General features: G+C 52.3%; 15 protein-coding genes, 7 tRNA genes and 1 pseudogene. 12 read left to right on the top strand and 11 right to left on the bottom strand.

What is annotated here, in order from left to right:
- Positions 1 to 62: 62 nt before the first annotated feature.
- From CBE74_RS19350 to CBE74_RS19320, 7 genes are all read right to left on the bottom strand, one after another.
- Positions 63 to 857 carry a pyrimidine reductase family protein gene (locus tag CBE74_RS19350; RefSeq protein ID WP_087454091.1) on the bottom strand — a complete coding sequence of 265 codons (795 nt, stop codon included), beginning with the start codon at positions 855 to 857 and terminating at the stop codon, positions 63 to 65.
- Positions 858 to 911: 54 nt separating this feature from the next.
- Positions 912 to 984 (bottom strand) — tRNA-Gly (locus CBE74_RS19345).
- 36 nt (positions 985 to 1,020) lie between these two features.
- Positions 1,021 to 1,095: transfer RNA gene (locus CBE74_RS19340), tRNA-Val, on the bottom strand.
- Between the two features lie 8 nt (positions 1,096 to 1,103).
- Positions 1,104 to 1,174 (bottom strand) — tRNA-Cys (locus tag CBE74_RS19335).
- A 33-nt stretch (positions 1,175 to 1,207) separates the two neighbouring features.
- A tRNA-Gly gene (locus CBE74_RS19330) sits at positions 1,208 to 1,280 on the bottom strand.
- A 36-nt stretch (positions 1,281 to 1,316) separates the two neighbouring features.
- A tRNA-Val gene (locus tag CBE74_RS19325) sits at positions 1,317 to 1,391 on the bottom strand.
- 23 nt (positions 1,392 to 1,414) lie between these two features.
- A tRNA-Gly gene (locus CBE74_RS19320) sits at positions 1,415 to 1,490 on the bottom strand.
- A gap of 366 nt (positions 1,491 to 1,856) precedes the next feature.
- On the opposite strand from CBE74_RS19320, the gene CBE74_RS19315 reads away from it, so the two are divergent.
- Positions 1,857 to 1,931: transfer RNA gene (locus CBE74_RS19315), tRNA-Val, on the top strand.
- A gap of 164 nt (positions 1,932 to 2,095) precedes the next feature.
- Here CBE74_RS19315 and CBE74_RS19310 read toward each other — a convergent pair.
- Positions 2,096 to 2,173, bottom strand: coding sequence for an excalibur calcium-binding domain-containing protein (locus tag CBE74_RS19310; protein ID WP_080669081.1), 78 nt, complete (start codon positions 2,171 to 2,173; stop codon positions 2,096 to 2,098).
- A gap of 164 nt (positions 2,174 to 2,337) precedes the next feature.
- Here CBE74_RS19310 and CBE74_RS19305 point away from each other — a divergent pair, with 164 nt between their 5' ends.
- From CBE74_RS19305 to CBE74_RS19260, 10 genes and pseudogenes are all read left to right on the top strand, one after another.
- Positions 2,338 to 2,652 (top strand): hypothetical protein, encoded by a 315-nt coding sequence (locus CBE74_RS19305; RefSeq protein WP_225871134.1) that lies wholly within the window; start codon positions 2,338 to 2,340, stop codon positions 2,650 to 2,652.
- Positions 2,653 to 3,522: 870 nt separating this feature from the next.
- On the top strand, positions 3,523 to 4,116 hold the full coding sequence (locus CBE74_RS19300) for a copper resistance CopC family protein (RefSeq protein WP_087454089.1): 594 nt from the start codon (positions 3,523 to 3,525) through the stop codon (positions 4,114 to 4,116).
- A gap of 3 nt (positions 4,117 to 4,119) precedes the next feature.
- The gene (locus CBE74_RS19295) at positions 4,120 to 4,725 is read left to right on the top strand and encodes a copper chaperone PCu(A)C (RefSeq protein ID WP_087454088.1); all 606 of its coding nucleotides are present in this window, start codon (positions 4,120 to 4,122) and stop codon (positions 4,723 to 4,725) included.
- A gap of 112 nt (positions 4,726 to 4,837) precedes the next feature.
- Positions 4,838 to 6,145, top strand: coding sequence for a Dyp-type peroxidase (locus CBE74_RS19290; protein ID WP_087454087.1), 1,308 nt, complete (start codon positions 4,838 to 4,840; stop codon positions 6,143 to 6,145).
- Between the two features lie 233 nt (positions 6,146 to 6,378).
- Positions 6,379 to 8,448 (top strand): threonine--tRNA ligase, encoded by a 2,070-nt coding sequence (gene thrS / locus CBE74_RS19285; RefSeq protein WP_087454086.1) that lies wholly within the window; start codon positions 6,379 to 6,381, stop codon positions 8,446 to 8,448.
- A gap of 184 nt (positions 8,449 to 8,632) precedes the next feature.
- Positions 8,633 to 9,226, top strand: a complete 594-nt coding sequence (locus tag CBE74_RS19280; protein WP_087454085.1) for an ATP adenylyltransferase — start codon at positions 8,633 to 8,635, stop codon at positions 9,224 to 9,226.
- A pseudogene (pgsA, locus tag CBE74_RS19275) lies at positions 9,219 to 9,902 on the top strand (phosphatidylinositol phosphate synthase); the annotation flags it as partial. The gene CBE74_RS19280 and the pseudogene pgsA, both read left to right, overlap by 8 nt.
- Before the next feature lie 6 nt (positions 9,903 to 9,908).
- A complete protein-coding gene (locus tag CBE74_RS19270; protein ID WP_087454900.1) occupies positions 9,909 to 10,826 on the top strand; it encodes a phosphatidylinositol mannoside acyltransferase in 918 nt (305 codons plus the stop codon).
- A gap of 104 nt (positions 10,827 to 10,930) precedes the next feature.
- On the top strand, positions 10,931 to 12,040 hold the full coding sequence (locus tag CBE74_RS19265) for a glycosyltransferase family 4 protein (protein WP_087454084.1): 1,110 nt from the start codon (positions 10,931 to 10,933) through the stop codon (positions 12,038 to 12,040).
- A complete protein-coding gene (locus CBE74_RS19260) occupies positions 12,037 to 12,495 on the top strand; it encodes a LemA family protein (RefSeq protein WP_087454083.1) in 459 nt (152 codons plus the stop codon). Before CBE74_RS19265 ends, CBE74_RS19260 begins: the two co-directional genes overlap by 4 nt.
- Before the next feature lie 12 nt (positions 12,496 to 12,507).
- On the opposite strand, the gene CBE74_RS19255 is transcribed toward CBE74_RS19260, so the two are convergent.
- From CBE74_RS19255 to CBE74_RS19245, 3 genes are all read right to left on the bottom strand, one after another.
- Positions 12,508 to 13,722 carry an aminotransferase class I/II-fold pyridoxal phosphate-dependent enzyme gene (locus tag CBE74_RS19255; RefSeq protein ID WP_167552596.1) on the bottom strand — a complete coding sequence of 405 codons (1,215 nt, stop codon included), beginning with the start codon at positions 13,720 to 13,722 and terminating at the stop codon, positions 12,508 to 12,510.
- Positions 13,719 to 14,453 (bottom strand): 6-carboxyhexanoate--CoA ligase, encoded by a 735-nt coding sequence (locus CBE74_RS19250; protein WP_087454082.1) that lies wholly within the window; start codon positions 14,451 to 14,453, stop codon positions 13,719 to 13,721. The genes CBE74_RS19255 and CBE74_RS19250 overlap by 4 nt, the downstream gene beginning before the upstream one ends.
- 61 nt (positions 14,454 to 14,514) lie before the next feature.
- Positions 14,515 to 15,981 (bottom strand): hypothetical protein, encoded by a 1,467-nt coding sequence (locus CBE74_RS19245; RefSeq protein ID WP_087454081.1) that lies wholly within the window; start codon positions 15,979 to 15,981, stop codon positions 14,515 to 14,517.
- Positions 15,982 to 16,201: 220 nt separating this feature from the next.
- Here CBE74_RS19245 and CBE74_RS19240 point away from each other — a divergent pair, with 220 nt between their 5' ends.
- Complete coding sequence (locus CBE74_RS19240; protein ID WP_087454080.1) at positions 16,202 to 17,062, top strand: acyl-CoA thioesterase; 861 nt, start codon at positions 16,202 to 16,204, stop codon at positions 17,060 to 17,062.
- Positions 17,063 to 17,237 lie beyond the last annotated feature (175 nt).

Below are 17,237 nucleotides of genomic sequence, written 5' to 3'. Positions count from 1 at the left end.
CGTAGTGGAAAAACCCGTGGGGTGGGGGATTGAAACTGGTTAGTACCTCGAAAAATCTGTTGTTAAAGTTTGTTGCCTGAAGTGGCTTTGAGCCTGAGAAAAACTGACCCATCGGTGGCAGTGAGAGTTTCTTCTACGGCAAAGTGATACAAAGCGGTGTCGGTCGATGAGTCGGTGCCAAAACTGGGCGTTTCTACGGGTAACGCAATAACAGGTGCAATGGTCAGGTGAATGATGTCAATGAGCTGGGTCTGAAGAAGCTTCCGATACAAGGACGGTCCGCCTTCGCAACTGATGCGGGAAAAACCGTTTTTGTGCAGAGTTGTCAGCGCTGAGTGGAGGCCTGCGGGAGTTGATAAATCGGAAACCATAAGAACGACGATCCCCGCGTCAGTGAGTCGACGGTACCGATGCGCCCGCTGAGCATCCTGCTTATCGACGTTCTCAGTAATCACAAGTAAAGAACCTCGCGCGCTTGGCTCAAAGACAACCGAATCGCTGGGAAAATCGAGAGAACGACTGACTATGCCAAGGGCGGGAAGGGGAGTCTGTCCTCGGGTTTTTCGCTCTATCTGGGCTTCTGATGAGAGTAAAACAGGGACATAAGATTCGGCCTTGATAGTCGCGGAGGTAACCAGCACGAGGTCTGACCCTGCTCGCACAGCCGTGATCATCTCTGCGTCCAGAGGTGCGGAGGAAAACCCGGATACACCGTTGATGGTAGCGGATCCATTAAGAGTGGCTAAGGTGATAGCTCTTAGCTCCGGGTGCTGGACTGGCTGAACCTCTCCTAGTAACTGTTGTGCCTGCTGCTGCGGAGTTTGCGTTAGGGGAGACTGCTGCTGAGTAGTGGACATAAAACGATTAGACCATAAAAGGCGGCACCTCCTAAGAGGTGCCGCCTTATGCTGAGCGGATGACGAGACTCGAACTCGTGACCCTCACCTTGGCAAGGTGATGCGCTACCAACTGCGCTACATCCGCATGTTTCTACTGTTTGAAAAGCCTGAAACAAGGCTTTGGTGCGCGATACTGGGATTGAACCAGTGACCTCTTCCGTGTCAGGGAAGCGCTCTCCCGCTGAGCTAAACGCGCTTAATGCGAGGTGGAAACGGGAATCGAACCCGTGTGCACGGTTTTGCAGACCGTTGCCTCACCACTCGGCCATTCCACCGTGGCGTTACCGCCGTAGATACTAATGTACCTGAGCGGATGACGAGACTCGAACTCGCGACCCTCACCTTGGCAAGGTGATGCGCTACCAACTGCGCTACATCCGCATGTTTCTACTGTTTGAAAAGCCTGAAACAAGGCTTTGGTGCGCGATACTGGGATTGAACCAGTGACCTCTTCCGTGTCAGGGAAGCGCTCTCCCGCTGAGCTAAACGCGCGGGCGTTCAAATAAATTTGAACGTGGAGCGGATGACGAGACTCGAACTCGCGACCCTCACCTTGGCAAGGTGATGCGCTACCAACTGCGCTACATCCGCATTACAACTGTTGTTGCGAGATGAAACTTTAGCCTGAATTGTCGGTTTAGTACAAATCCCCAGTGAAACTAAGGGAACCACCGAATTTTATGCCTGCTGCGGTGATAGCGAGGGGATCTTTGTTGGGACATCTTCTTGACGGTGGCACTAGTTTGAGTGCGTCCTTGAGTGTGTTCAAAGAATCGATAGGGTTCGGTGATTATCCGGTTAGGGAATGTCTGGGAATGTCATAGGGGCATAGCATGAATCTCTGAACGGATATAAGACAGAAGGAGTCAAAATATGCTTCTGCATTGGGTTTTGAATAGAAATGTAGATGGTGCTAGATTCTAGATCTGTTGCACATTGTGTACGGCTTAATTTTAAGGTCCTATGGCTCAGTGGAAGAGCGTTCCGTTCACACCGGAAAGGTCGCTGGTTCGATCCCAGCTAGGACCACCACACGGAGATACCTCACGCCCTTGAGGGTGTGGGGTATCTCCGTTCATGTGTCTTGCCCTATTTGCTGGGGCAGGAGGTGCATAAACCTCACGATTCGGGGAAATCGAAAGCTAAGGCAGCCAAAGAGTCTTCATTGTTGCCTGGGGTATCCCTGTTGCTTGGCATTACTTTTTCTTATCGCAAGCAATACCGTCGTTATCCCCGTCAAGCCCTGATCTATAGCCAGGTTCTCCGCGGCGCATATGGGAATATCCTGCGGCTCGTGCTTCTCTGCAGCTGTTGAAATACACGTCTTGGTCTGGTGCCGGAGCTGGCGGAGGGGCTACGAACTGTTGCGGAGCTCGAGCGGGGGCCGGTGCTGGGTCAGGTGTCTGAGCTGGAGGGGGCGGAGGTGCCATGAACTGCTGTGGCGCTGGCTCTGCGGAAGGTGGCAGCTCGGGTGTCGCTGATGGCTTTTCAGACGTGCTTCCTTACTGTGCTGGGCTGTTTGCTTGCAGACGTGGGGGAAGATTTTGATGCGGTACTCGATGTTAGGGAAGAGGTGGGAGGCACTCTGGAAGACGTGGAGATTGTACTGGTTGTTGGTGCAGTCTTTTTAGAAGAGGCTTCTGTTGTAGGCATAAGTGCAGATCCGAGTATAAAAGCAGCAAGGGAGGCAAGTGTTACCTTTCCCCAATGGCGTTTGAGTGGTTCCGCACCTTTCTTTTCTCGCCTTTGGTGAAGCAACATCCATACGCCCGGCAAGAGCGGCATTAAACCGATCAATAGGAATGCGAAAAAGAAGCGGAAGTTGCTTTCAATAAACGCGCCAAATATGCCCAAGACCATGATGAATACGCCCAGGGTGATGGCTATGAGTGAGGCTACGACTTTCATGATTATTACCCTTTGAGTGTTTTCCTGAGTGGTTTGAGGGAAGGAGTAGGAAAGAAGAAAGGGTGGCATTGAGCGTTTGGTAAGAAGATGAGGGGTCTTCTATCTCTAAGAACACGGTATTATGCTTTCCCTATTGTTCTGAGAGTCTGCTAAACGCAACCCTTGCTTATCTCTGTAAAAATCGAGGGTTACTCCTAGTTTCTAGGCTATTGTACAGGGGAAGTGGTTATGCAGTTTTTATGAATTTGATATTCAATGGGGGTAATAAACCACTGCGGTAGGCATTGTTAGCCTTGTGTCCTAACTGCGGGATCGTGGTTGAGCTGTCGCGCTATTGGGCGTGTCGTCGGGCAGTTCCGGGTTCACATTGGATGTTGTGGCTTTCGTGCGCTGGGGAGACGATGGCGGGATTGGTGGAGCTGATATGGGAGGTTTTCTAAGACTTTCAAAGGGTCGGAAATGTAATGTCATCAGGTGACTTGCTATAGAGAGTTCACTGTGTCGAACTTTTCCGGGGGTATGTTTAAAGAAAATTAACCCTCCAGAGGAACTTCTATATCCAAAGAACCGACTCTTAATTGTGCTCGCGTCCTTATGTATTGAATGTCACTATAGATAGCTATAGACAGCTCATATCTTGTTACATAAGGGCATAGGGCAATTCAATATGGAAGAGTGGGAGATGTAAACAGCTTCGACGAATGGGAGAATCTAAGTGAGTGGTGCTGGGGACAGCGTGTGTAGTCGCGATACTCCCATCCTGGGTAGGGTAGCCGCTTGTGTTGTCGCGTTGACTGCAACCTGTGCGCTTTCTATAAGTGCAGGGTCTACTGCGTATGCCCACGATGTGGTTATCGATTCCAACCCTGGCAACGGCGCGACTATTGATTCTTTTCCGAGATCGCTTTCACTGGTCTTTTCTGGTGAGCCGAAGCCTGGGTTCAATACGGTTGCAGTGAGTGACGCGTCTAACTCCAAGGTGCTTTTTACTGCGGACCCTCATATTGAGGGGCGAAACGTGAGCGTTGATGTTCCCTCGGACATAACGCCGGGACCGGGCGATTATATTTTGGGCTTTCAGATTACGTCGTCGGACGGGCACGCCACCCGCGGCAAGACCACCTTTACTGTGGCCGGCGAACGCACCGAGGGGGCGTCGACAAGCTCGGATTCGAGTGGCGTGATGCCATCTGCGGGGTCACAGGGTTTTCCCGGATGGCTATGGCCTGTTATTGGATTGCTCGCGGTTGCGGGCATAGGCAGTGGGACTATTGTGGCACTTAGGTCTCGTAAACAGAAAGGTATTTAATATATGTCTATCGTTAGTTCTCGTATCAAGGTCGGAATGTGTGCTCTCGCTGTTACATCGCTTGCGCTGACTGCGTGCTCTAGCTCCGAAAAAGATTCCGCTAAGAAGGTAGATACCGCTACTTCTGCGGCGGCCTCTGCAGGCGCTAAAGCTTCCGACGCAATGTCCTCCAAGGACGTTGAGCTTGTCGACCTCTACGTGCGCGCCATGAGCGAAGGCAAGGACATGACCGCCATTTTCGGTCAGATTAAGAACCACACTGATAAAGAGATCACGGTTACCGGCTTCACCTCTTCTATGAACGCTAAGATGAACCAGCTTCATGAGGTTGTTGACGGCGTAATGAAAGAAAAAGACGGCGGCTTTGTGATTCCTGCAGGCCAGACCCTCACCATGGAGCCCGGTAAAGATCACATGATGCTCATGGGACTGGAGAAGCCTGTTGCAGCGGGAGATTCTGTAGACGTGACTCTGCAGCTTTCCGACGGATCAACCGTAGCCGTTAAGGAAGTTCCTGTTCGCACCGTTGCCGCTGGAGACGAGAACTATGCTGAAGATGGCTCTTTGCATAAGGAGACCGGTTCCACAGGAATGATGCATAAGCACTAAAGATAGCCGCCGCGTAATGTATTACGCGGCTTTTAAAAACTATGGTCTTACTTTAAGTCGAGTAAGGCCATCAGCCTTGTCGATACCCCATTAACTGACCCCGGAGCACACGATGACAGCCGCTCAATCCCATTTTGATTCCCAACTACAGTCAGAAAAATCGCCGCCGGTAAAAGGAATATCTCGTCGTAGCTTTCTTTTAGGGTCGGCTACCGGGGCGACGGTTGTCGGTGGGGCCGCATTGGCTGGATGCTCCAACGCAGAAAAACATGCGACAGCAAAGGATGCGTCGGTCAGTACCGCCTCCATAGCAGCAGCACGCGAGCCTTTTGATGGGACGCATCAGTCCGGAATTGCTACCTCTGCGCAAGCACACCTTACTGTCATCGCTTTGAACTTACGCGCAGGCGTGAACAAAGTTGGCGTACAGCGTTTGCTCAAGTTGTGGACGGAGGATGCTCGTCGTTTGACCCAAGGGGAGAACCCCCTGGGTAGCCTTGAACCGGAAATGGTGACCAAACCTGCGCGTTTGACCATCACATGCGGGGTAGGAAAGCGATTTTTTAGCATCATTGGGAAAGAAGATCAGCGTCCCGCGTGGCTTCAACCCCTCCCTGCGTTTTCCAAAGACAATTTGGATCCACGCTGGGGCGAGTCTGACATCGTGATCCAGATTGCGTGCGATGATCCGGTGACCATGGCTTTTGCCACTCGTCACATGATTCGCTCTGGCACGGACTACACGGAAACTCTGTGGGTACAAAAAGGATTCCTGAACGCCAACGGTGCTAATGAAAAAGGTGAGACGCCTCGTAACCTGTTTGGTCAGAAAGACGGAACTGTTAACCCACACAATGATCAAGAATTTGATGCTCAGGTGTGGATTGACAAATCAGATGATTCCCCAGCTTGGCTTCATGAGGGATCGTGCATGATTGTTCGTCGTATTGCCATGAACCTTGATACCTGGGAGATTCTTGATCGCGAATCCCGTGAGATAGTCATTGGTCGAGATCTAAAAGACGGGGCACCGTTAAGCGGTGGTTCTGAGTTTGATGCGCCGGATTTTCATGCTGTTGATGAGTACGGACTGCCTAAGATCGATGCTCGGTCGCATATGGCGTTAGCAACGCCGCCTTCTGACAGCCCGGATCAGAAGATTCAGCGCCGAGCTTATTCCTATGATGAGGCACCTATTCCAGGTTCGGGGCAGCTGTCGAACGTGGGATTGGTATTTTGTTGTTTCCAAAAAGACCCTAGGAAACAATTTATCCCTATTCAGCAGCGCCTCAATGATTCGGACCGACTGAACGAATGGATCACCCATATTGGATCAGCCGTGTACGCAATTTTGCCGGGAACCTCTGAGGATAGTGGAAGCAAAAAACACTACTGGGGAGCTGCGCTCTTTGAATCCTAACAACTAGTTGTAGGATGGGAGCTGAGCGTCGGTAAGCATTGGTGTGATACATCTACAGTCATGCTCGCATGAGTTTTGTGCTTGAGAAATAGTTCTTTTTAAGTACAACCTTGTGCGGGCATTTTCTTAACTAGCACAACTTTCATATCCAGCTTTGGCCTTCGCCGCTATCTACAGCCCACGCGTCCAGGTATGACGCTGAGCATGAGCGCAAGTAAGGAGCGCATTTTATAATGGCACATCTCATCGAGGCGACGCCTAATCTGCATCAGCCGTTCATCGTTCCCGCAGGAGTAGCAGCGGGTGCTGCTATGCGAGAGCTTGAGCTGCCCAATAAGGGGCCAGAAGCAATCGTCTGCGTCAAAGATTCCGAAGGTACTTTGAGAGACCTTTCCTTTGTCCCCGAGACAGATACGCAGGTAACCCCGGTACCAGCAAACACGGAGGAGGGCCGTGAGGTCATCCGCCACTCGTGCACCCACGTGCTGGCACAGGCTGTACAAGCTGAGTTTCCCGGGACCAAGCTAGGCATCGGCCCGGCAATCGAGAATGGCTTCTATTACGACTTTGATGTTGCAGAGCCTTTTACTCCTGAGGATCTGAAGTGCATTGAAAAGCGGATGAAGAAGATCATCAAGCAGGGGCAAAAATTTGAGCGCCGCACGTTTGCGTCCGTAGAGGAAGCAACAGAAGCACTGAAAAATGAGCCTTATAAGCTTGAGCTGATCCGGGATAAAGGCAGTGTCGATCCTGACTCTGATGAAGCCACTGAGGTTGGCGCTGGTGATCTGACGGGGTACTACAACCTCAATCCACGCACGGGAGAGGTCGATTGGTATGACCTTTGCCGTGGTCCGCATGTGCCTACCACCAAGTACATTCCTGCTTTTTCCCTTACTCGATCCTCCGCCGCATACTGGCGTGGAGATCAGTCTTTGGCTGATTTGCAGCGAATTTACGGTACCGCATGGGAATCTAAAGAGGCCCTTGAGGAATACCAGACGATGATGGCAGAGGCTGAGAAGCGGGATCACCGCCGTCTAGGAGCTGAGCTTGATTTGTTCAGCTTCCCTGATGAGATCGGCTCAGGCTTCCCGGTGTTCCACCCCAATGGTGGAGTTGTGCGCTTGGAGATGGAAGAGCACTCCCGCAAACGGCATATTGCAGCGGGGTACTCGTTTGTTAATACCCCGCACATTACCAAGGGAGATCTGTTTAAAAAGTCTGGTCACCTGGACTTTTATGCGGACGGAATGTTCCCTCCCATGCAGCTCGACGGTGAAGTCGATGAGGACGGCAACGTTACCAAGCAGGCGCAGGATTACTACGCTAAACCGATGAACTGCCCGATGCACAATCTCATTTTTGCGTCGCGGGGACGGTCGTATCGTGAATTGCCTCTCCGACTTTTTGAGTTTGGAACGGTTTATCGTTATGAGAAGTCGGGAGTTATTCATGGCTTAACCCGTGCCCGTGGGTTCACGCAGGATGACGCCCACATCTACTGCACGGAAGATCAACTGGAAGCAGAGCTCACTTCGGTTCTCGACTTCATTATCTCGTTGCTCAAGGACTATGGTCTTGATGATTTCTACCTTGAATTGTCTACCAAAGATCCAAACAAGTTTGTCGGATCGGATGAGATTTGGGAGCGTTCCACCTCGATCTTGGAGCGTGTAGCAACGAAGTCGGGTCTTGAGTTGGTTCCTGACCCCGCAGGTGCGGCGTTCTACGGTCCAAAGATCTCGGTCCAGGCTCGTGACGCGATTGGCCGTACGTGGCAGATGTCTACGGTGCAATTGGACTTCAACCTGCCGGATCGCTTCAACTTGGAGTACACGGCTCCTGATGGCAGCAAGCGTCAGCCGATTATGATTCACCGAGCCCTGTTTGGTTCCATTGAGCGCTTCTTTGGTGTGCTCTTAGAGCATTATGCGGGCGCCTTCCCCGCATGGTTGGCTCCGCACCAAGTTATTGGTATTCCTGTGGCTGATGCCTTTGTAGGACATTTGGAAGAAATGATGGCGCAGCTGCGTCAACGAGGCATTCGTGCAGACGTGGATACTTCTGATGACCGTATGCAGAAGAAGATCCGTAACCACACCACAGGCAAGGTTCCTTTTATGGTTCTTGCGGGTGCTCGTGATGTTGAGGCCGGTTCTGTGAGCTTCCGATTCCTTGACGGCACTCAGGTTAATGGGGTTCCAGTAGAAAAAGCTGTAGAGATTATCGACCAGTGGATTCGTTCGCGGAACAATGACCAGCCAACAGAGGAATCTGTAAGCGCCCTGATTCTTGATTAAAGAATCAAGCCACTGATATTGGATGGTTTTATCAGAAACACTGTAGCTGCCGAGCCCATTCTGTAGGGTAAGCGACTACGGTGTTTCTGTAGGTCGTAAAGCTGTTGTTATATGCAGCTGTTATATACAGCAGTGTATGGCAGCTGGTTTACGTAGTTTGTGAATGCTGAAGGAGTTCGCGGATATGCCCTCGTATGGGGAAAACGAGACGTACACAGATCAAGGTGTTGGTATATCCGACGGCTTAGAACGACTGTGGGCACCGTACCGGATGTCCTACATCCGTAACGATGGGTCTCGTGATCAACGCGATACCAACGAGCGGCCGGCTAATCCGTTTGTCCGAATCCCTGAACTTAGCGACGAAGACGGCTTAATCGTTGCGCGCGGTGAGCTTGTTTATTGCGTGCTTAATTTGTTCCCATACAACGCTGGCCACATGATGGTTGTGCCTTATAGGCAAGAGCGGAACCTGGAAGACCTTACCGCGGAAGAATCCGCAGAGCTTTTTTCTTTTGCTCAGGCTGCAATTAAAGTACTCAAGAATGTTTCCGCTCCGGATGCCATCAATCTCGGTTTCAACCTGGGGAAGGCGTCGGGAGGCTCAGTAGGAGAGCACCTGCACATGCACATTGTTCCGCGGTGGACAGGTGATGCAAACTTTATGACGATCATTGACGGAACAAAGGTACTGCCTCAGCTTTTGCGGGACACTCGCTCGCTTCTCGCACAAGCATGGGATGAGATGGACGGAATTCCAGGAGTCGCACATGCTTAGTGTTCATGGTAGAAAACCCGCAGCGGTTATCGTTGAGCCAGTTGCACAGTGTTTCAGCAAAATGGGTTTGTCTCCCAACAGCGTCACGGTGTTGGGAACAGTTATTACCGTAGCCATCGCAGTCTTTCTGATCCCCACTGGTCATTTAGTGGCCGCCACACTATTGACAGGCCTTTTCGCTGCCTTTGACATGGTCGACGGGACTATGGCACGCATGCGGGGTGGCGGAACAAAATTTGGCGCGACTCTTGATGCTTCGTGCGACCGCATCACCGATGGCGCGCTTTTTGGCGCCATTACGTGGTGGCTGGTGTATAGCTACGATGCGCATAAATCACTGGTGGCGGCGTCTCTTGTTGTACTCGTTTGCTCACAGGTGATTTCTTATGTCAAGGCTAGGGGAGAAGCCAGCGGATTCTCGATGGTTGGTGGGCTCGTGGAGCGCCCCGAACGCCTTATTATTGGCCTGATTGGAATCGGGCTGACAGGCTTTGGTGTTCCCTTTGCCATAGACGTTGCATTATGGATCCTTGCTGTAGGAAGCATTTTTACGGTGGGACAAAGGCTGTTTATTGCGTCCCGCTCAGAGTTCGCTCAAGATAAGATTGCCCCTCCCGCTGGGGTGAAAGAGCATCCTCATGGACAGGCTGTTGATGCCGGAGTCGCGCAGGAAGACAGACGTATGAGCAGTAACGCATCTTGGCGTGCGAGAGCATGGGAACAGGTGACATCATGGGGGTATCGCACTGGCTGGGCTGTCGTTCGGATGCTGCCCAGTCGGGTGGCTGACTCCATTTTTGCTTTTGGGGCCGACGTGGTTTCTCGGCGTGGCGCGGGAATGGAACAGCTGAGAAAAAACTTGGCTAGGGTCGTGGGCACTGAGAATGTGACTAAAGACTTAGTCCGGGCGTCGATGCGTTCTTACGCGCGATATTGGAAAGAAGCTTTTTGTCTTCCCAGTATGGCGGGAGACCCTCGTGTGATGCGTCGGTTGGACAATTGCATGCGCGGTAAAGAACATTTAGAAGCTTCTGTGCGTTCGGGTCGAGGGGCGATTGTGGTACTGCCTCATTCCGGTAACTGGGATATGGCCGGAATGTACGTTGCTCATGCTTTTGGCCCTTTTACTACTGTGGCCGAGCGCCTAAAACCTGAAAGTCTTTATCGAGCATTCGTGGCTTTTCGGGAGACCTTGGGTTTTGAGGTTTTGCCGCTAACTGGTGGTTCGGCTCCTTTCCCCGAGCTGAAAAGCCGATTGAATGATGGCGGTATCGTGTGTTTATTGGGTGAGCGCGATCTGCGAAAAACAGGGATTGACGTAGAGTTTTTTGGTGAGCCTACGCGGATGCCAGCAGGCCCCGTAAAGCTAGCTATGGAGACCACTGCTGCCCTTCACGTTGGGCATGTGTGGTTTGAAGGAGACGGCTGGGGGATAAGTATTTCTCCAGAAGTACAGGTCACTGATGCGAGTTCGACAGTGCAACGTGTTGCTGACATAATGCAGGAGAATATTGTGGCTCATCCCGAAGACTGGCATGTGCTGCAGCCGCTGTGGATTGCGGATCTGGACCAGGATCGTTTTCAGGCTGGGCTGTCCTAGTCGATCAGTGAGTAGGGGCCGTCGTTTGCCCCGAGGTTCTGTCTCAGATGACCACCTGAGCTGACCAATACCTAGTGGATGCCTAGTGAAACAAAGGAAGATACATGCGTATAGGAATCGTGTGCCCTTATTCCTTTGACGAACCCGGTGGAGTTCAAGCTCATATCCTTGATCTTGCTCGTAAGCTTATGGATATGGGGCACTATGTTGGTGTCATCGGGCCCTGCGCAGAATCAACGGATGTGCCTGATTTTGTTACCAAAGGCGGGCGTTCATGGCCGATTCCTTATAACGGATCAGTAGCGCGGCTGGCTTTTAGCCCAAAGACTTTTAGACAGGTCCGTGAGTTTATCCAGCAGGGGAACTTTGACGTACTCCACATCCATGAGCCGAACTCTCCGAGTTTTTCTTTAGCCGCCTTAAAAGTAGCGCGGGGGCCGATCGTGGCCACCTATCATGCATCGAGTAGCAAGTCGACTCTTTTGACGCTTGCGTTGCCGTTTTTGCGTGGTTCGCTGGAGAAGATTCGTGGTGGGATTGCGGTTTCTGAAATGGCGCGTCGGTGGCAAGTTCAGATGCTGGGAGGCGACCCTGTGTCTATCCCCAACGGCGTGGACACGTCGCTTTTTGCGCAGGCTCGTCAAAGTGCTTCTTTGAAGAACCCGAACGACCCAGTAGACATCGTGTTTTTAGGGCGTATCGACGAACCACGAAAAGGCTTGGACATCCTTTTGCAGGCTGTAGAGCAGCTTGATTGTGGTGTGCATGTCACAGTTATCGGTGGCGGAGCGGCGCGCCATAATACTGAGTCTGTGGAGTTCGTGGGAAGGGTCTCGGAGGAACGCAAAGCTGAGATTTTGGGTGCGGCTGACATTTATGTGGCGCCAAACACCGGAGGCGAGAGCTTTGGCATTGTGTTGGTCGAGGCAATGGCCGCTGGTTGCGCGGTGGTAGCAAGTGACCTGGAGGCTTTTCACGCGGTGTGCGATGCGGATTCCCCGACACCGGCTGGATTATTGTTCCGTAACGGGGATGCGTCTGCGTTGGCGGATGCGTTGCGCCTGCTTATCGACGCCCCAGCTCGCCGTGAACAGCTAGCTAAAGCCGGTGAAACGAGGGCGCGGCAGTATGACTGGGAGCGGGTTGCCTCTGAGGTAGTCCGAGTCTATGAGACTGTCGCTGATGGCACGAAAGTGGAGGCCTGGTCGTTATGACTACCGTGCTGATGACGGTTATTGCAGTCCTGCTCACATTTATCGTGGTCTGGGCATGGATGATGGCTCAGCGATTAAATCGCTTGCATATTCGCACAGATTCGGCGCTGCAGGCGCTGCAGGCGGCGCTTGATCGCCGGGCAGCGCTGGTGGCTGCATTGCACCCTGAGGCTATTGGGGATGCCCAGGCGGCACAGAAGATTCAGCTGGGCTATGAGACGTTTGCTGATCGAGCGGAGAAGGAGCGGGCAATCTCTGCGCGGATTGCTGCGATTGGCGAGTCCGCAGAACCGATGATTGTTGATGCGGAAGTGCGGCTTTCTTTAGCGCATCGCTTTTATAATGACGCTGTTGCAGACACTCGCGCGTTAAGAACACGAACACTCGTGCGCTGGCTGCGCTTGGGTGGTACAGCGAAGTTGCCCGAATTTTTCGAATTCGCCGATTATTTATAATGCGGGGTCCACTCATCGAGGGGCTTGAGGGAGCAGCCGCTGGATGGCCTCAGCAAGCCGTCTGAGCTGCTGAGTAGTGTGGGCTGCGGTGAGCGTGATTCTCAAGAGTGCTGATTGATGCGCCACGGTGGGATATCTAATAGCGGGGACAAAGAATCCTTCATCGGCAAGTGATTGAGAGACACGTACAGCGCGCGCGGAATCACCCACATGAATAGGGATAATCGGGGTATGCGGCATGGGTATACCAAGGAGCCGGCTGAAATATACGATGTTGTTCTGCAAAGCCTCTAAACGCTCAGGTTCATCTTCGATGACTGAAAGAGCAGCAGCTACGCTGACCACGGTTGCGGGTGTTGGAGACGTAGAAAAAACATAGCTTCGCGCCCTATTGCGTAGCAGCGTTGCGACCTCATGATTGCACAGGACAAAACCACCTTCGGAGCCTAGGGCTTTGCTTGCTGTGCCGATGAGGATTTCACGAGTGGGGTCAATGCCAGTTTGTTCAGTACTGCCTTTTCCTGTGGGACCTAGCGCGCCGACCCCGTGGGCGTCGTCAAGCAAGAGCGAAGCTTGATGTTTTTTGCAGAGGGCGCGTAGGGCGCTAATATGCGCGACTTCGCCGGTCATGGAGAAAACGGCGTCGCTGATAACCAAGGCATGGGGTGTTGTGCATTCTTTGAGCAGGTGTTCGAGCGTTTCCATGTCGTTGTGGGGATACACGCATACCTGAGCCTTGGACATGCGGCATCCGTCGATAATGGATGCATGATTGAGCTCATCTGAATATATGGTGGTTGAGGCCGTGGCAATCGTGGCGATCGTCGAGAGATTGGCTTGGTAACCGGTGGCAAAGAAGACGGCATCATCAACTCCAAAGAACGCTGCAAGTTGTTGCTCTAGAGCGGAGTGCAGATTGGTGCCCGTGGTCAGTCTGCTGCCCCCAGATCCTGTTCCAAAGTCGTGGATGGCCTGGATCGCAGCTTCTTGCACTGCGGGGTGGACTGACAAACCAAGATAATCTGAGGATGCAAACAAACACATCTCAGTGCCTTCAATAAGGGTCATCGGTGTTTGTGGGCCATCGAATCGCGCGGGAGTCCGTAGCAGTCCTTGTTCGGCCCAACAGCGGTTTTTCTCTGCTGCAAAGTCTCCGAGAAGAGAGGAGGCTAGTGCAGGGCGCAGGCAGGAAGACGCTGCGGGAGATGGAGAATCTGGGAGAGTCATAAAATTAAAACCGGGGTGTTTTCTATGTAATCGATTGCTGCGGCAACGCTTGCTTTCTTCGAGTCTAGGATGAATACCCTTCCACCCAGGGGAGAACCCAAACGCTTCATAGTGTGTACCCGAGTATAAACGCCGTTGAGGGAAACATACCCAGTGGTGTAATCGGGATCGTCTGAGATGCAGATCTCGGCGATAATTCCTGGCGCGCTCATAACTTTGGAGGATAAGGTGAGAGCCTCGTGGTAGTGGTTTTTCGTTGTTTCCGATTCTGGGCTGTGCGGCTCTGCTGGCGTTGATGGTGGTGCGGCACCGAAGTTGGAGGCGCGGACGCCTCTGTTGGGATCGGGTTCGCATCGGTGTGCAGAGTGAGCATCTAGGAGCACGGCCCCGCGCATGTTGCGGATGGTGAGAAGAAGCTCTAGGGCTTTGTGTGTAACTTCAGGGGAGCACACTGTTGCAAGCTGTTGTTGCACAAAGCCGTGGGCATCGGGGCAGTCCACCGCTTGATATTCTCGCGTGAGAAGCCGGGGTACACGTTGAATATCGGCGTCTGCAATACGCGTTACTTTTGTGGTGATTGAGTCAGGAGTACCTTTTGCATGGTTCATCGCGCGTTGGATGAACTGCGCGGTGATGTGGGGGACATCTGTGGGACAAGAAACAAGGGTTTCGGCCCCGGAGATATGTTGGCCTTGGAGGCTCGCCCGCATCCTAACGCTGTAAAAGGTCATAGTTGTGTAAGTATAAGCCACCGATTTGAACGATGTTCAATTATTCTCCGGTGGCCTGATGCTATGTCTGTTGTGTTGTAGAGGGGAAGCGAACGGACCGGCCGGGATACGATGACTGATTGGATACGATGCGCGGTGCCTGCGCGGCCCAATCCGTCGCTTGCTGTACAGCATGCGATTGCGTGTCTTCGGGGAGGTGCTCCCGGGTAGGAAGTTTTTCTGTTGCCGGAAGTGGTGCGATTTCTGCGACGGGACTTTCTTCTGCGTGCTCTGGCAATGGTGGCAGGACTTCGGCAGTCTTTGTCTGGAGTGGAGTGGGGTCACGATCCACAGCGGAAGCCCATATCGCCCACACGAGAGCGATGACAGTGGCCACGAGGTACAAGACATTGCGAATCACCAGCGCATTAACGCCGTTGGTGTGGTCAAAGGGGACCTGCATAATGCTGGGGTAATTCTGCGGATACACCTGCCAACTGAAATAGGCCAGCGCTATCATGAGCAGAGCCTCGATAGCCGCAAAGACAGACTTAGGTTTAACCAATAATACAATAGCGACGAGCGGACCTACCCAGATGATGTACTGGGGTGACAACACCTTATTGGTCACAATCAACAGCAAGACGACGGCAATCGACCAACATAACGTGGGATATGCCCGCCACGTGCCCAAAAGAAAATGCTTGAGCGCCCATAATAAAGCAAAAATAACGGTAGCTCCCATGAGCCAGGTGCTTATCGACGCCGCGGTGTCCACCCCAGGGCCTACAATTTCAAAGCTTTTCGACGTCGCGTAGAAGACCTCATACTGTTCAGGCGAGGTTATTGCCCGATACATAAAGAGGGTGGCTGGCAAAGACTCAATCTGCAATCCTCGATCGCTCTGATACGTCAGCGGTGAAAGAAGGCGCTCCCATCCATCTTGGATATAAACGATGGAGCCGAAGGCTACGAGGGCAATCGCAAAGGACAAGAGACGTAACCAACTTTTGCCCGAGGAGAATTTTCCTACCAGTCCAGCAGCAAGGACCCCCGGCCACAGCTTCATACTTGTGGCAAAAGCCAGCACCCAGGAGGCCACATACGGATGCGAGAACAGTGATAACGCGGCCAGGCCTACAAGTACGCCAGGGACGATATCCAGTCTGAGCACGAACACCTGCATAGTCGCTAGGCCAAAGAGGCACCAGTACAGGGCCGCTATGATGCGACCCCGCCATCGCGAGCTGACCAGGAAGGCGTAGAAGAGGGCGTCGACAAGCAAACACATGACTACAAAGCCAATGATGAAATGCTCTAGGTTGCCGCCGGTAATCCAACCGAGCAGGTTAATAGGCCATGTGCCTACCTCGGGATACTCTTTTAACGCGCCGGGTACGAGGCGGAACACGCCGACAAAATAGTATTTTACGTCCCCTACAGGGCTGGTCTCTTGCAAAACGAGCCGCACCAGCGTTACTCGCGAAGCTACCCACAACACCCACAACACAAGGCTCACCAAGGCGGTGCTTGGTATCAGTTTTTTCACTACGTGCACCCTACGAATAACGGACAGCATACGTAAGAAAACATACCGCACCCCCAATAGTATTAGGTGATCGGACACAGTGCGGAGGAGTAAAAGATCAGTCAGGGGTACCCAGTTCAGGCATATAGATCAGCTCCCTGAAAAGGCCTGGAAGTGCGGGTAAATTTGACGAGGATAGTGAGAAAATGAAGAAAGCGCAGATAACGGCGAGGAATTTTCTATGAGCAAGATATATGAAGTATTAAATCTTGAAAATATTGATAGAGATATTTTCCGTGGTCCGGCGGTGGCATCTTCCCTTACACGAACCTTTGGCGGTCAGGTGGCCGCACAAGCACTGGTTGCCGCCACCCGGACGGTGCCCACTGAAGACTTTATTGTGCATTCCCTTCACGCTTACTTTGTTAGTGCTGGTGATTCTTCTCAGCCCACGATTTTTCAGGTTGATCGGGTAAAAGACGGCAGGAGTTTTATTGCCCGTCACGTGACTGCAATCCAAGATGGACGCCCTATATTCAGCATGCAGTCGAGCTTTCATCGGCGAGACGACGTAGGCCCGGAGCACTCTGACCTCATGCGCCGGGTTCCTCATCCAGAAGACGTTCACGTAGACAGAGATGCCCTCCCCGCGAGCTCTCGGGCTCTTCTGAACGAATGGGGAGACTGGGACATCCGAAAAGTGTCCGACACTGACTTTGATCACAACCCCTATACCGCAAGCCAGCAGGTGATCTGGTTTAAATCAAAAGAAGTGCTACCCGACGACGAAACCTTTCATATCTGCACCCTTGCATATATGTCTGACATGACGCTATTGCATTCTTCGCTCGTTCCACATCCAAACGAACGCGTCAAATTAGCATCACTGGATCATGCGATGTGGTTTCTTCGTCCCTTTAGAGCGGATGAATGGCTTCTCTATGATCAGGTTTCTCCATCGGCACATGCAGGTCGAGCACTGACCCAAGGACGGATTTTTAATAGCTCTGGTGATCTTGTTGCCATGACCACTCAAGAAGGATTAACCAGAACCATCTCGGCTACCGAAGAGCCGCTTCCCTTCAATACTTCCGAGGCGTAGAGAGGATAACGAAAACAGTAGGGAAAGGCTGTGTAGAGGAAAACGAGGCCCAAAACCTAGGCCGAACACTAAAAAATTGCGGATTCTGCCGTATAATGGCGCCGTTGCGTTACATGACGACGTCGTACGTTCAGTTTTTATGACATTGCTGTTATGGGGTTGCGTTTGATAAAAA

Source organism: Corynebacterium silvaticum, from assembly GCF_002162115.2.
In the GTDB taxonomy this organism is placed as follows: Bacteria; Actinomycetota; Actinomycetes; order Mycobacteriales; family Mycobacteriaceae; genus Corynebacterium; species Corynebacterium silvaticum.
The sequence above is the reverse complement of the archived record's forward strand: the minus strand, read 5'-3'. Positions and strand labels throughout refer to the sequence as shown.

Excerpts from the sequence above, each read along its gene's own strand:
- CBE74_RS19350 (WP_087454091.1), bottom strand. The coding sequence starts at position 857 with ATGTCCACTACTCAGCAGCAGTCTCCCCTAACGCAAACTCCGCAGCAG.
- CBE74_RS19310 (WP_080669081.1), bottom strand. The coding sequence starts at position 2,173 with ATGCGCCGCGGAGAACCTGGCTATAGATCAGGGCTTGACGGGGATAAC.
- CBE74_RS19295 (WP_087454088.1), top strand. The coding sequence starts at position 4,120 with ATGTCTATCGTTAGTTCTCGTATCAAGGTCGGAATGTGTGCTCTCGCT.
- CBE74_RS19290 (WP_087454087.1), top strand. The coding sequence starts at position 4,838 with ATGACAGCCGCTCAATCCCATTTTGATTCCCAACTACAGTCAGAAAAA.
- thrS (WP_087454086.1), top strand. The coding sequence starts at position 6,379 with ATGGCACATCTCATCGAGGCGACGCCTAATCTGCATCAGCCGTTCATC.
- CBE74_RS19280 (WP_087454085.1), top strand. The coding sequence starts at position 8,633 with ATGCCCTCGTATGGGGAAAACGAGACGTACACAGATCAAGGTGTTGGT.
- CBE74_RS19270 (WP_087454900.1), top strand. The coding sequence starts at position 9,909 with ATGAGCAGTAACGCATCTTGGCGTGCGAGAGCATGGGAACAGGTGACA.
- CBE74_RS19265 (WP_087454084.1), top strand. The coding sequence starts at position 10,931 with ATGCGTATAGGAATCGTGTGCCCTTATTCCTTTGACGAACCCGGTGGA.
- CBE74_RS19260 (WP_087454083.1), top strand. The coding sequence starts at position 12,037 with ATGACTACCGTGCTGATGACGGTTATTGCAGTCCTGCTCACATTTATC.
- CBE74_RS19255 (WP_167552596.1), bottom strand. The coding sequence starts at position 13,722 with ATGACTCTCCCAGATTCTCCATCTCCCGCAGCGTCTTCCTGCCTGCGC.
- CBE74_RS19250 (WP_087454082.1), bottom strand. The coding sequence starts at position 14,453 with ATGACCTTTTACAGCGTTAGGATGCGGGCGAGCCTCCAAGGCCAACAT.
- CBE74_RS19240 (WP_087454080.1), top strand. The coding sequence starts at position 16,202 with ATGAGCAAGATATATGAAGTATTAAATCTTGAAAATATTGATAGAGAT.